The following is a 14,513-nucleotide window of genomic DNA, read 5'->3' as shown; positions in this document are numbered from 1 at the left end:
TGGCCCCTGTCTGTGGATAAACCCCCCGATTATTGTTGGCAGTATCAACGAAACCGGCGAGTTATCCACAGGCCGGCAGGTGTCGGTTGCGCGGCTGGGGGCGTCGATTAGCGTTGATGGCATGACCGATCTACAGACTTTCGCCGACAGCTGGTCCAGCGCAATTACCTTGCTGGGCCAGGCCGCAGGCAAGTCTGTGTATGATCTGTGCACCATGGGCTTCGATGCGACAATCGCCCGACAGATTGTCAAACTCGCGGACATCTATCACGGGCCAGCCTCTGCGCCACGCCAACAGGAACAAGCCCGCAACCATGCAACTGCCATGCGGCACACCTTCCACACCCTGAATGCGATCGAGAAAATCGTTCGCAAAGCGGACACAGCACACTCCTGGCGGATCCGCTTCGAACTAACCCAGTGCGCCGCCACCATCCGCGTCATCGAAGATGCTGGCGCAGAATTGTTGGCCGAGTTGCGTAACGACGACGCCGAAGCCGGCACTGACGCCGGCACCGACGGGCCCAGCATGAGTGTCTCTGCCCGCCGCGTCGGTGATTCCACCCTGGCCGACCTCTCCGTGCGCGGCCCGTCCCACCTGATCAAGGCCGCCCGCGACCGCGCCGCCGCTTATGCCGCCGAAAACGACATACACGAAGCCGAAGCACTGCTGCGCCTGGCCTCATCGACCGGTGGTTCAGACGGGGACGGCGAGGCAGCAGGCCCCGAAATCACTCCGGCGGTGATCATCCCAATCGACGCGTCCGTTGCCGCGTGGGAGAAAACCAGCCCCAACCAGTTCCGCCTCTCGCTGACTAACGGCACCACCATGACGGGCGCCGACTACACCCAGGCTCGCCTCAGCCAGTACGGCCACGCCTTGCTTGTCGACGCAGTGACCGGCCAAGACTTAGGCCTGTATAAGCTCACCGAAAACCCGAACGCCCGGTTTGCCAACCAGCTCCACCGGCTGATTCAACGGCTGAAAACCCCGGTCTGTGCCGCCCCGGGCTGTGGGAAACCCGCCGACGAATGCCAAATGCACCACATCAAAGCCTATAAGCACGGTGGGAAATCAGAACCTGATAACTACACCATGCTGTGCGACTTCGATAATGGGCGTAACGACGATGACCCTGACAAACCCAGATATGGGCGAATAGAGAAGGTCGCCGGCCTGGACTACTGGGTCCCAGCATTCGGCGGCCAACCTCGGCTCAATGACCACCCCGTAGCACGCGGTGGTGCCATCCGGGTAGCCCGGCGTATTCTCGAGCGCGAAGAAGCGCGCGCCTAATCGTGCGCTTCATCCTCGCGCCTACTCTTCGCCCGCCACCAAGCACACAGCCATGGCGTAGTCACCGTCGTGGCTGATCGACAGGGACTGTGCTGCTGGAGCCATCGACGCGACCTCACCTGTCAGCGCGATCGCCACGCGCCCAAACCGGTCGGCCACTACTTCGATTTCGGCGAAGTTCACCCGGTCGGGATCAATCAGTGGCGGCTGGCCGTAAATAGATTGGCTCCACGCTTTAATGAAGGCCTCTTTAGCAGCCCACCGCCCGGCCAGGTGTTCAGCCCGGTCGGGTTTGGTGGCGGCCAGCCGCAGCTCCCGCGCCGTGAACACGGACTCGAAGGTGGAGCCCGGCACGCCTAACTGTTCCCGGAACGCGGAGATGTGCACCACGTCGACACCAATGTGCATTATGTGTCTGCCCCCAGGGTGAGCACCCCGTCAACGAGCCGGGCGGAGTCGTCGAGAAGCACCGCCGCCTCCAGCTCCTTGCCGCCACCACCTAAGTTACGGTCGACGGGGCGTTCGTACAGCGCAGGCCCGCCGTGGATGGCTGCGGCGATCCGTGCAAGACCTTTTACTTCACGACGATCGGCTCGCGCCTTCCACCCATCTGCATCAAGACCGGCGTTACGCAGCGCCGACAGGAATGCGGCCGGGTGCACCACCGCCACCAGGGCAGAGACATGACCGAAACCAAGCGAGGTCACAAGACCTGCCTTGGCAACCAGCTCGAGTGGTTCACGCAGCCACACCATATGCTCGTCCTTACGCAGTACCGGGTCGACACAGTCCAGCGAATGGTTGGCCGGTACCACCCCGGAACGCAACACCTGGGTCAAGCCCACCAGCTGGAAAGCGGCGGCACCGCCCTTGGCGTGCCCCGTAAGTGTTTTCTGCGAGATGACAAACAGCGGGTTTCCGTCCCTGCGCCCCAATGAGGTAGCAATGCGCTCGTGCAGGTCGGACTCGTTCGGGTCGTTGGCGTTAGTGGAGGTGTCATGCTTGGACACAATCGCGATCTCATCAGGGCTGACATCGAGGGCGGCCAGGCTCGTCGCTAAGCGAGAATCTGTGCCCCCGCGTGCCGCACCAAGCGCGCCCACACCAGGCGCCGGGATAGAGGTGTGCGCACCGTCGGCAAACGACTCAGCGAAACCGATCACACCAAGCACCGGCACACCCATCTCGTAGGCCACACGCCCGCGGGCCAAGATGAGCACGCCACCGCCCTCAGACTCGATGAATCCACCGCGGCGCCGATCGTTGGCGCGGGAGAAGTAGCGGTGCTCGATCCCCTTGGCTTCCATCGCGGCCGAGTCGGCGGTGGCGTTCATATCGCCGAATCCCGTAATGCCCTCGATGGACAAATCATCGATACCGCCGGTCACAACCACATCGGCCTTACCCAGGCGCAGCTTATCCACGCCCTCCTCCACGCTCACCGCGGCGGTGGCGCACGCTGCCACCGGGTGGATCATCTGCCCATAACCACCGACGTAGTCCTGCATCACGTGTGCTGCCACCACGTTCGGCAGCGATTCCTGCAGGATGTCGTTGGGGCGTGGCTCGGCAAGCAACCCGTCGATGTAGAGACTGCGCAACGATTCCACACCACCCATGCCGGTACCCATCGTCGAGGACACCCGCGCCGGGTGGACCGCAGCTAGGAGTTCGGCGGGGCTGAAACCGCTGGACAGGAACGCATCCACGGTGGCCACCAGGTTCCACTGGGCCACACGGTCCAGATTGTCTACCATGTCGGCTGGCAGGCCCCACCGGGCGGGGTCGAAGCCTTCGGGGATCTGGCCGCCCACGAACCGGCTCATGGTGACCCGGCGCGGCACGCGCACAGGTGTTCCGGCTTGACGCGTAACCACGTATTCCCCGTCACCGGTGGCGTGCGCGGTCGTGTTGTCGGGGTCCGAGTCGACAAAGCTTCGAGCGGTCTCGCGGTCGGACACGGTAAACGACAGGTCGCGTTCCAAATAGATGGTGGTCAGCTCGGGTGCGAGATTGTCCACCATGTGGAAATCGTCGTGGTATTGGCGCACACCGCAACGTGCCAGCACCTCGTCGTGAAGCGTGTCGTAAATGTCCTCTTCGGCGATGTCGTTACCGTCGGCGTCCACCCAGCCACCGTCGTAGGTGATCAGCCCCATGGACCAGGCCAGTTCGGTGACACCGGCGGCGGTCAGCGTGCCGGTAAGTTCAGCTTCGAAACGGGTGCGCGAGGAACCGTACGGGCCGATCTCGGCTGCGCCGATGATCACGACCATGTCGTCGATGGACTGCGCCACGTCGAATTCCGGCTCGGTCCACGAGATCGGCGCCGGCACGTTCGGCAGTGCGCGCAGGATGGGTGTGTCGTCGTTACGCGTATCGACGACCGGCTCAGGCCGCTCGGCTGCCAGTGCCGCCAGGTCAATGTTTGCCTCGCCCAGCCCGCCGGTGAAGTCTGCGACCACGGGTGCTTGCGCCGCCTGGGTGCGAACCTGCGGGCTGATCTGGCTGATCAGCTTCGCTGCGATCTCCTCGGTGGAGTATGTAGTCACCCCTGTGGCTTCGACAGCGTCAACCAGTGGGTCGTTGCCGCCCATCAGGCCGGTGCCACGCACCCAGCCGATCAGGGCGTGCACCAGGCTGGTGCGATCCCCCCACACCTTTTCGGCATGCCAGCGGGTGACCACCGCGTCCAGCGCTGCCTTGGCTTCACCGTAGGCGCCGTCGCCGCCGAAACGCCCGCGGTTTGGGCTGCCCGGCAGCACCACATGCAGGCGGTTGTTCACATTCGTGTCCGCACCCAGGCTGGACAGGCCTGCGATCAACCGTTCAACCGACCACAGCAGCAGGCGCATTTGGGATTCGGCGGATGGTCCTGCGTCGGCAAGCGAACCGGCCACGCGTGGTGCGGCGAACGGGAACAGCAAGCTCGGCACGAGCGCGGGCTTGGTGATCTTCTTGTCTGCACCGACGGTCTCGGACTGTTCGGTGCCGATCCAATCGATCACCTGGTCGAGGTCGTGCATCGCCGACAGGTTCGCCGGCACGATCCACGCCTTGGCGGTGCCGCGCGCATGCTCGCGGTAGAGCTGCTTGTAGAACTCGAGGCGAGCATGCCCCAGGTTCGATGTGGTCATGATCACGGTGGCGCCACCTTCCAGCAGCGCGCCTGCCACCGCGGCTCCGATACTGTTCGGCGACGCCCCGGTGACCACGGCTATATCTGAGGCGTAGTCGAGTGGCTCACAGTTACGTGCTTGTGTGGCCTGTTCGCTACGCCCGTAGTAGTCAGCGATCTTGGCCACCGCCTCGCCAGCACCGGTGACATCCACGTCACGTCCGCGGGCCACATCTTCGCGGGCGCTGGCCCAGCGGTCGTCGAGAAGCACGGCCTCGCGCGCGTCGAAACGCGGCGCCACCTGACGCGGCCAATCCTGCCCCAACTCGCGGGTGACCAGGTCGAACAGAGCGTCGTCGGTGTCGTCGAACGCCTCGGTGGCACGCTGTTCGTGGCCGAGGCGGCGCAGCAGTTCGCGCGCTGTTTCTGCCAGCACGCCTGCTTTACCGGTGAGTTGCTCGGCAAACTCACCCAGCGCTGCCGAATCGACCACACCGGCGGTACTACCTGCCTGTGGCAGGGACACACTGACTCCGCGGCTTTCGGCCACGGCGTGGACGGCAGCGTCGATCAGGCCGTCAAGATCGCTTGCCGACGATACCTCTGGCAACGTTGCCAACTCGCCGCCCCGCAGCGACGCGCCCTCACGTGTGCCCATCACGATCTCCGCGGTGACGTGGTCAACCCAGCCGGGGCCAAGCTGCCAGGTGTCGGTGACGCGTTCGGCGATATAGGCGGGTTTTTTGCCGGTGGGCCCGGTGATGCGGCGCAGCGCATCGGCCACGGTTGTGCCCAACACAGGGCCGAACGCGGAGTAGCCCTTCGCCATCGTGGTCACGGTGGTCTTCAGATCATCGAGTTCAGCGTCGGCGGCACCATCGATTGCGCCGAGGCCGAATTCTACACCCAGGTCTAGCAGGAGCTGGTTGCGGCGCGAGGAGACACCCTCGACGAGTGTTTCGATCGAGTCGGTGGCACCCATTTGGTCGGGGCGGACCTTCGTCCAGACGCTGACCAGCATTTCGGTGGCGTCAGCTGGTGTGAATGTGATGTCGGCTGGTCGTTCCGCTGCTGGTGCCGGCGGCGCAGGCGCTACAGTTTCCTCGGCCTGCGGGGTTTCTGCCTGCGGTGCTTCTTCCTCCGGCGACGTGACAGCCGGCGGTACATCGCGGGTAAATTCGTCGGTGCCGAACACCAAGGCGCGGTCGCGCTCAGCGTTCAAGACTTCGATGTCGGTGCCGGCGAACCGCGGTAAGGCCAGGGTTTGGCCGAGCATATTCGCTAAAGTTGGGGCAGCACCAACACCGACTTCCACGAAGCGTTCCACACCCAGGTCAGTCAGCAACAACTCTTGAGTTTCGATCCAGCGCACCGGCGAAGCAAACTGCCACGCCAACAGTTCGATCAACAAGGTGCGTCCCAGGCGGGCGTCGTCGGCACGCGCTGTGTGCGGGGCTGAGTCAAAATCGGCCAGGATGTCACTGATATAGGGCGAATCGACAACTTCGGCAATCGCCTCGACGAACTCGCGAGTCAACTCGAATGGTCGGGCGACCAGGTTCGGGATGTACTGGCCAACAAGCACACCCAAATCTATCTCCGCGGGGATCAACGAGTCCAAGTGATCGCGGAAATCGCCGACGCCACCTAACAATTTCGAAGAGTGGAAGGGCACATCGATGCCCGGAATCATCACCAGTGCTTTGTTACCGGGCCCGCGGGTTTCGGCGTCGTCGGCAAGCGCGCGCAACCCAGCCAGGGTGCCGGCGACCGCGTACTGGCGGCCATCGATGTTGTAATTAACGATCTCCAAAAACTCGCCAGTACGCTCCGACAAGTCCGCCACATACTGTTCAACATTGTCGCCAGACAGCCCCATCCGGTACGGGCGCAGCGCGGCCAAGGCATAGTTAGACAGGCCCTCGTCATTGCGCTCGACGAGCCGATGCATGGTAAGCCCGCGGCGGTAGACGATCTCCACTACAGCTTCCAGCGACAACACCTCAGCGTAGGCGGCCAGCGCGTTGTACTCGCCGACGGAGTGACCAGCGAAAAACGCCTGCGTGTGAAGCACACCAGCTGCACGCATCTCGGCGATCTGCGCGCAGCCCAACGTGGCCATCGCAACCTGGGTGAACTGGGTCAAAAACAGGACACCCTCGGGGTGCTGGAACCGCTCACCGTCGACCACCACCTCGTTGGGATTATTCCGCACGATCTCCAGGATGGAAAAACCCAGCTTGTCGCGGGTGTGGCGGTCGGCGCGGTCCCACACGCCGCGCGCTGCCGCGCTGGAGGCGTAGGCGTCCATGCCCATCCCCTGGGACTGAATGCCCTGGCCCGGGAAGCCGTAAAAAGTGGCAGGTGCTGCCATGACGGCGGTGGCGGTCACAGCGACTTCCCCGTCGGCGGTCACAGTCACGGTGCGGACCTCGCCGCGGCCTGGGCGGGTGTCGATGCCGGTGCGTTCGACCGTGACCTCTAGGTGTGCGCCCGGCTGGATTGGGGTGAGCATGGTGGCGGTGTATTCCATCACCTTGCCACCAGCTGCGGCGGCCATGAGCTGGCCGATCGCACTGGTCCACATGCCGTGTACGATCACACCGGGCAGGCCGGCGAGGCGTGCCGCGTTATCGGAGACGTGGATGGGGTTGCGGTCGCCGGAGACAATCGCAAACGGCTCGAGCGATTTCGGTGCGGTCAGTTGCGCGTGCGCTCGGTGCGAGTTCGGCGCGTCCACCACGCTCGGTAGGACGGTGGTGTTGGTGCCGGCAGTGGCCTTGCCGGCGCGGCCGCGGATGGCAAAGCGTTCGGCCAAGGTGGCCAGTGGTTGGCCGTCGGCGTTGATTTCAGCGCGCACGATGACAACGCGTCCGAGTTCGGTGTCGGAGACGTCGTCGGCATGCGCGGTGATTGTCAGTTTGGTGTCGGCTTCAGGCAGGGCCCGCAGCATGGTGAGGTGGTGTTCGAGGTGGACGAGGGACAGCATCCCTTCGACGACGAGGTTGTTGGTGCCTGGGATTCGGGCGTCGGCGACGGCGGCGAAGATGGCAGGCCATGCTTTGCCCACGAGTACGTCGGGTGCTGCACCACTCACGCCGGGCAGGTAGCCTGCTGTGACGTTGTCGTAGTCGGCGCGGTCGAGGGCGGTGAGGGTGGTGGTCCAGCGTGCGATGCCGTCGCTTATGGATGCGAGTTGGCCGCCGGCGGCCACGCGGGTCAGTTCCAGCATGGCGGCTTCAGCGTCGTGGGTGGACACGGTGGGGCTGAATGCGGGGTCGGCGGGTGCTTCGATCCGGATTGTCAGGTCACTGTGGCCAACGTTTATGGTGAGCTCGGCGTGGGTGTCGTCGACGTCGATAAGCTCGTAGTCGGCGGCGTCGAGGCGTGCGATCAGGTTGGTTTGTTCGCGGCCTGCCCAGTTCAGGCCCGGGGAGGCTGCGATACGTTGGGCCGCAGTGCGCTTATCGACGATTGGTTGCGTCTGCGTGGTGTTTAAGGTGGCGTCGACCCCTGCCTGCTCGAAACGGCCCAGCAGTTCGGCGACGGGTTCGTCGACACGCTCAATGCCCGCGACAGAAACGATGCCTGGAATTATGCACACTGTGTCCGCGTCGTAACGTTCGTCGTGGGCCTGCCAGAGGCTGTCGGTGCGGAAGCTGCGGCGCACATCAGCACCGATTTCTTCGACGAAGCCAACAGGTTTGCCGGGTTCGCGGCACAGTGCGATAAACCAGTCTTGGTCGGATGGGGTGAGCCGGGTGGTGGCGGCGTTGGGATAGGCGGCAACCAGCTCGTCGACTAGTGCTGTGGGGTTTACGTCGGGTGTCGGGGTGAGCTGTGGGGTAAAGGTGCCGTGGTCCTGCGGGGTCAGGCGGGCTTCGGTGCGGGCCAGCATGTCGGCGAAGCGGGTGTACCAGGTGGTATCGACCCACCCGTCAAGGTACGAAAGCTCGGCGTAGCGACGCAACCATTGCTCGTAGGTCATGGTGTCGGTGTCGCCGAAGTAGGGGCGACAGGTGTGCGACAGCGCCTCGACGATTGCTTCTTTGTGTGCCAACGCCGCGTCTTTGTCGCCGACGAAACGGTCCAGGAGGCGGCCGGCGCGTGCCCACGCGTTATCAATCTCGTAGAGGTCCGCGCCCAGCTGGCTCAGTGCCGAGGCCATGCCGTCGCGGCCCTCGCCTTGGCCTACCCAGCCGTCGATGCTGCTGGTGTTCGCGAGTAGTTGCTTCACCGAACTTGACGCGGTGGACTCTTCAGTGGCCATCGCGGCGGTGCCTACGAGGATGCCATCAACCGGCATCGCAGGAAGCTCGTACTTCGTCGACCACGCGCCGGTAACATACTCGGCGGCAGCCGCCGGGGTACCAATGCCTCCCCCAACCACCAACACCACGTTGTCGCGGGCGCGAATCTCGTCGTATGTAGCAACCAGCAGCTCATCCAAGTCCTCCCACGAGTGGTGGCCGCCGGCCTTGCCTCCTTCCACCTGCACGATGATCGGGGTGTCCGGCAGGGCATCAGCAATTTTTAGGATCTTTAAGATTTGGCCGACTGCCCCCGGCTTGAACGCCACCCACGGGAAACCTTCCGCCCGCAGGGTTTGTACCAAAGCCACGGCATCGTCGTGCGGTGGAATGCCAGCGGAGACCACGATGCCGTCGATCGGTGCCCCGTTGGCACGCGCACGTGGCACCAGGCGCTTGCCCTCAATCTGGGTGCGCCATTGTTGTGGGTTCAAAAACATGGCGTTGAACTGGGCATTCGCCCCGGGTTCCAGCAGGTCGGTGAGACGCGCCAGATTCGTGTCGAGCACCTCGTCGGTGACCTGGCCACCGCCGGCCAGCTCGGCCCAGAATCCAGCGTTGGCTGCCGCTGCCACGATCGCCGGATCCACTGTCGTCGGGGTCATGCCCGCAAGCAGGATGGGGCTGCGCCCAGTAACCTCAGTAAAACGGGTCTGCAGGCGGTTAGTTCCTTCGCGCGTGACAACACTCGGGGCGTAGTCGCTGTAGGGGCGAGGCTTGTGAGGTGCCATGCCCACATCGAAGAGTTGGGACTGTCCCTCTGGATCGGCCACGGTGAGCACACCCACACCAAAACCTGCGACATTGGCGCGGGTCAGCGGGGCAACACCTGTGCCGGGTCCGATCTCGAGGATCCAGTCCACTGAATCGTCGGCAAGCGCGCGTGTGTCGCGAACCCAATCAACCGGATCGACCATGACCTGTTCAGCAAGACGGCGGGCCAGTGCCTCGTCGAGACGCGCGCCGCGTGCCCACTGAACAACCTGCTCAACGGCATCCTGCATGGCAGGATGGTGGAACGCCACCTGGACATCTAGTTGGTTGAGCGAAGGGTTAAACGGTAGCCCGCCGCGACGTTTGTCGTCGACTTCTTTCTTATCCCGCGCCGCAGCCGCTTGGAGACGCTGCGTCACCTGCTCAATCTCAGCAGGGGTGGCGCACACCACGAAAGAGTCACGCGTATTGCGCAGGCCGATCACAGCGTCCAGGCCGGCAAGTGCACGCTCCAGCTGATCCCGACTTACCCGGCCAACAGACAGCATTGGTGTCGTGTCCTGTGCGCGCAGCAAGCCGTGTATCCGCCCCGCACGGGTGACGGCGGCACCGATCAGTTCAGCGATGGCCACAACGTGTGCCGACTCATGTTCTAGTGCTGCCACACCCAGCACACCCTGTGAGTGTCCGATCGCAGCCACGCGCGCGTCAACATCCAAGCCCTGGCGGCGCAAGCTTTCCACTACCGCGAGTTGAGCAACCACGATGCCTGGCACGCTGATCGACGCGTCGGAGGTATCAAACCCTGGTGCTGTGTCTGTGTCTGTGTCTGTGCCTGTGCTACTGTCCGCCCACGCGACCGGGTCGAATCCGAAAGGACGGTATGCGGCGAGCTCCTCACAGACCGGGGCGAGCAGCTGGCGGGAGCAAGCGACGGTCTCGTTGATCGCCGCACCTACACCGGAGGCGAGGGCCAAGCGCAAGGTCTCTACCCAGGCGTAACCTTGGCCTGAGAAGGAGAGAGCGAACCGGTCAGGCGATGGCCCAGCCTCCAACGTATCGATCAGGCGGTTATGACTCGGGTTGATGCTCACATCAGTCACGTGAAGAGCTCCTCTAGTGGGTGAATATTATGGGTGGTGGTAGACACGCACCCGGATAGTGTGTAACAATCTTGCGGAAACCTTCACATTTTACTGTGGCGCAGAATCCTACCCGGTTCCCCATTCAAGTTGTTTTGCCAAGCAAACAAGTTGGCATACTACACTCATCGTAGTTTTGCATTCAATAGTTACGGTGTGACACGCTCACTTACATTCTCGAGCAGCGCAAGACACGGAAAGACGCGCCACCACCACAACGCAGGCCTTCCGTAGCGTGACCTACCAGGATCAACGAAAAATTACGCAGCTTGACACATGCGCTGACACGGCTAGCTTCCTCCGACAAAGCTGACTCGGCCGCAAAAGCTGGACTTTTGGTCGATGAACCCTGTGGCCCATCAACAGCTACCGTGGGGGCAATGTTGAAAAGAAGTTGACCACTCTTATTTTCGGCAAACATCGTACTGGAGTCGACGCTACCAGCGTGCCACGTACGGGTATAGGCAGATGATCAACGGCCTTTCCCATGAGCACAAACCCTCCGGTTGAGTTGAAAGCTCCTTTTGACGCATTGAAAAAGAATGCTTCAAGGGAGCAAAAAGAAGCAATCGCTTCCCACCTTTTCGATGCAGACTATCCGGGTGGATATGATGCCGCGTCTAGGGAACTGCTCAATTGGTTATGCGCGCCTTAACCTACGACGCAGGGAAGGCGGACTTGGACCTGACACTTAAGCCCCTCTATACCGCTAAACCGTTTAAGCCAAAACAACGCCCATCCACTTCCTGGGATGGGCGTTGTCGTTGTGGGCCTGGAGAGACTTGAACTCTCACGTCCGAAGACACTGGAACCTAAATCCAGCGCGTCTGCCAATTCCGCCACAAGCCCGGGCTCGGTCAAGTGTACATGCCCGCGCGCCACAACCAAAACTAGCACGGTGTCACACAAATTCTACAACTTTTGACGGAATTGATACACTCGACTGTTGTGAGCGAGTCAACGGATACACACCGCGATGAACACGATGAGGGGCACTCGCCTGCCCCGAAACGCGAACGTATCAAAATCAAGGCGTGGCACATTGTCTTGCTCATCCTCGCCGTAATCACCACCATCTTGTTGGCTTGGTGGCAGTGGACTCGTTTCCAATCAGGTACGGGAACTTTCCAAAACTTGGGGTATGCACTGCAATGGCCCCTCTTCGGTTTCTTCTTTGTATACGCCTACCGCATGGGTATCAAAATGGAGAACGAGAAGATCGATGCCGAAAACGCTGTCGATGATCTTGATTATCTGTACCAGGCTGACCTGGCAGAGTTTGGCGACGACGAGGCGGAACCTGCCATCACGGAGATTGACGAGGATTTCCTCCCAGCCCGACCAGAAATCAACGTGGAAGAGTATAACGCGTTGAACCAGCCACGACGCCGCCGACACAGAGACGACGAAAGCTAAACACTAAACATTATGACGAACGCGAACCAGCCCAAAATCCACCCCGAGCGCAAGCGCCGCGTGAAGCAGGCACTGACAATTTTTTCCGTAACCGCGTGGGTAACTGGTGTCTTGCTGCTACTTCTGGTGGTACGCATGACGATGGAATACGTCCTCAAGATGGATGTTAGCGCCCTCAACTGGGTCGCGATCGCCCACGGTTGGTGCTATCTCTTGTTCTTCCTCGCATCATTGAACCTGGGTTTAAAGGCGCGCTGGACCATGCCGCAATGGGTCATCACCGTGCTCGGCGGGGTGGTGCCCTTCCTCTCGTTTTTCGTCGAGAAGTGGCGCCGCAAGGAAGTCACGGCGAAGTTCCAGCTGAACCAGCCCTAACCACCCCGCACTACACAAGTGCTGCGATGTGGTACGCCAACTGTTTTAACGCCTGCCCCCTGTGGGAGCGGGCGTTTTTCTCGTCGGCAGTCAACTCAGCCGCGGAGCGACCTTGCGCATCAGCGGGCTCAAAAATCGGGTCATAGCCAAACCCATTGTCTCCGCGCGGCTGCGTCAGCAATGATCCTTCCCAGCGCCCCTCGGCGCAGTATTCTTTACCGTCGGGTGTCACCAGCGCACAGCAAGACATAAACGCCGCGTCACGGACGGCGATATCAGCCATCTGTGCAAGGAGCAACCGATTATTCGCAGCGTCATCACCATGCGTTCCCGACCAGCGCGCCGACAGCACACCAGGCATCCCATTCAGCGCCTTAACGACGAGACCTGAATCATCCGCAACACACGCAAGACCGGTTGCTGCTGCCCCTGCACGGGCCTTGATCAGGGCGTTTTCTGCAAAAGTCAGGCCATCTTCAACCGGCTGTTCATAAGGGGAAACATCGCTTAGCAAAACTAGTTCGATGCCAACGATGTGTGCGTCGAAAAGCACCTGCTCAAGCTCACGCAACTTCTTTGCGTTACCTGAGGCAACCAGAACCTTTACCATCCCAGAGCAGCCTTCTGTGCGGCGATCAGCTCATCGCAACCAGCCTGGGCCACATCGAGCATGGAATTAAGCTCCTCGCGGCCGAAGAGGCCGTGCTCGCCGGTGCCCTGGATTTCCACGAAATTTCCACCCTCCTGCATCACCACATTGAGGTCGACCTCCGCCCGAGAATCTTCCTCGTACGGCAGGTCAAGGCACACATGGCCATCAACAATGCCCACCGAAATCGCTGCGATTGGCTTGAGCAGTGGCTCGCCAGGAACGACGCCGCGCTCCTTCAGCACGGAGATCGCGTCGGCCAGCGCAACATACGCGCCGGTGATCGAGGCAGTGCGGGTCCCACCATCAGCCTGGAGGACATCACAATCCAGCTGGATCGTGTTTTCACCCAACTGGCCCAAGTCCACCGCGGCACGCAAAGCACGGCCAACGAGGCGGGAAATCTCGTGGGTGCGGCCCTTGACTTTGCCACGCATGGATTCGCGCGGCATCCGCTCATGGGTAGCAGACGGCAGCATCGCATATTCGGCGGTCAGCCACCCCTCGCCGGAATCCCTCTTAAACCGTGGCACTCCTTCTTCCACACTGGCGGTACACATAACCCGCGTGCCACCAAACTCCACAAGCACAGAGCCGGCAGGGTTGTCGGTAAAGCCACGAGTGATGCGGACGGAACGAAGTTGGTCACAATCGCGCCCATCGGCGCGCACAAAAGTATCAGCCATAACCTCTAGGGTACCCGCCTAGACGTGCAGCTCCATGCCCGGCTCGGCGACAATAATCTCGCCCTTGAAAGCGGCAGCGGCTGCTGCTGCAGTCTCCTTCTTACTCACCCACGGTTGAATATGGGTCAGTACCAACGTCTTCACGCCCGCCTGAGTAGCGATCTCGCCGGCCTCTGCACCGGACAAATGCATTCCTTCTGGGCGGCCTTCAGAACTGGGGCCCCAGGCGGCTTCGCACAGAAGCACATCGGCGTTACGGGCGGCGTCGATAAGCGCGGGCGTAAAAGCGGTATCCCCCGAATACGTCAGCACGGCACCGGTCGCGGGTTCCTCGACGCGCAAAATGCGGGATCCGTCCGCCGGGTGCAGCGCAGGAAACGGGGTGATAGTCAGGTCTCCTAGAATTTCTTTCTGGTGGTCCACCCAGGGGGCGAAAGCGAAGGAATCAGAAATGTCGTCAAAGTCGTCGGGCCCGTCTGCACCCATTCGCCCAAATAAGTCTAGGGTGTGTGCCGGGCCGAACATGAGGTTGCGCCCCTGAGACGGGTGTTCTGGATGGTAGCGTCGCCACACCATCAGGGACACAAAGTCGGAGCAGTGGTCCGCGTGCAGGTGGGAAAACACGACGTGCACGTTGGAGGGGTTTTCCTCTTCCATCAGTTTGGCTAACGCCCCTGGCCCCAGATCCATCACTACGCCCGGCGCGTTTTCGGCACTGACGAGGTACGAAGAACCGGGGTTTCCGGGAGCTCCCAGGGAACCCGAACAGCCCAGTATGGTCAACTTCATATTGCTACTGTCCCATG

General features: G+C 61.9%; 8 protein-coding genes and 1 tRNA gene. 3 read left to right on the top strand and 6 right to left on the bottom strand.

All coding sequences use genetic code 11. The annotated features are described in order from the left end of the window. The first annotated feature begins 121 nt into the window (after positions 1-121). Entirely contained in the window at positions 122-1,297 is a 1,176-nt protein-coding gene (locus tag CKV99_RS01620; RefSeq protein ID WP_092257891.1) for an HNH endonuclease signature motif containing protein, read from the top strand. A gap of 21 nt (positions 1,298-1,318) precedes the next feature. Here the strand turns inward: CKV99_RS01620 and acpS are convergent, their stop codons facing one another. From acpS to CKV99_RS01605, 3 genes are all read right to left on the bottom strand, one after another. Next, positions 1,319-1,705: a holo-ACP synthase AcpS gene (acpS, locus tag CKV99_RS01615; protein ID WP_092257495.1), complete on the bottom strand. Its 387-nt coding sequence runs from the start codon at positions 1,703-1,705 to the stop codon at positions 1,319-1,321. Beyond that, positions 1,705-10,542 carry a type I polyketide synthase gene (locus CKV99_RS01610; protein ID WP_092257492.1) on the bottom strand — a complete coding sequence of 2,946 codons (8,838 nt, stop codon included), beginning with the start codon at positions 10,540-10,542 and terminating at the stop codon, positions 1,705-1,707. Before CKV99_RS01610 ends, acpS begins: the two co-directional genes overlap by 1 nt. An 806-nt stretch (positions 10,543-11,348) precedes the next feature. Next, a tRNA-Leu gene (locus tag CKV99_RS01605) sits at positions 11,349-11,430 on the bottom strand. 99 nt (positions 11,431-11,529) lie between these two features. On the opposite strand from CKV99_RS01605, the gene CKV99_RS01600 reads away from it, so the two are divergent. Together CKV99_RS01600 and CKV99_RS01595 are read left to right on the top strand one after the other, a co-directional pair. Beyond that, on the top strand, positions 11,530-11,997 hold the full coding sequence (locus CKV99_RS01600) for a hypothetical protein (RefSeq protein WP_092257489.1): 468 nt from the start codon (positions 11,530-11,532) through the stop codon (positions 11,995-11,997). Between the two features lie 12 nt (positions 11,998-12,009). Then, positions 12,010-12,372, top strand: a complete 363-nt coding sequence (locus CKV99_RS01595) for a DUF3817 domain-containing protein (protein ID WP_092257486.1) — start codon at positions 12,010-12,012, stop codon at positions 12,370-12,372. A 10-nt stretch (positions 12,373-12,382) separates the two neighbouring features. On the opposite strand, the gene rdgB is transcribed toward CKV99_RS01595, so the two are convergent. From rdgB to CKV99_RS01580, 3 genes are read right to left on the bottom strand one after another with little or no spacing between them, the layout of a single operon-like run. Then, positions 12,383-12,982: an RdgB/HAM1 family non-canonical purine NTP pyrophosphatase gene (gene rdgB, locus CKV99_RS01590; protein ID WP_092257484.1), complete on the bottom strand. Its 600-nt coding sequence runs from the start codon at positions 12,980-12,982 to the stop codon at positions 12,383-12,385. Continuing rightward, positions 12,976-13,707, bottom strand: a complete 732-nt coding sequence (rph, locus tag CKV99_RS01585) for a ribonuclease PH (protein WP_092257481.1) — start codon at positions 13,705-13,707, stop codon at positions 12,976-12,978. The genes rdgB and rph overlap by 7 nt, the downstream gene beginning before the upstream one ends. 18 nt (positions 13,708-13,725) lie before the next feature. Then, entirely contained in the window at positions 13,726-14,496 is a 771-nt protein-coding gene (locus CKV99_RS01580; protein ID WP_092257478.1) for an MBL fold metallo-hydrolase, read from the bottom strand. Positions 14,497-14,513 lie beyond the last annotated feature (17 nt).

The organism is Corynebacterium cystitidis (assembly GCF_900187295.1).
Taxonomy (GTDB): Bacteria; Actinomycetota; Actinomycetes; order Mycobacteriales; family Mycobacteriaceae; genus Corynebacterium; species Corynebacterium cystitidis.
Note: the sequence above shows the minus strand (reverse complement) of the source record. Positions and strands in the feature narration are given on the sequence as shown.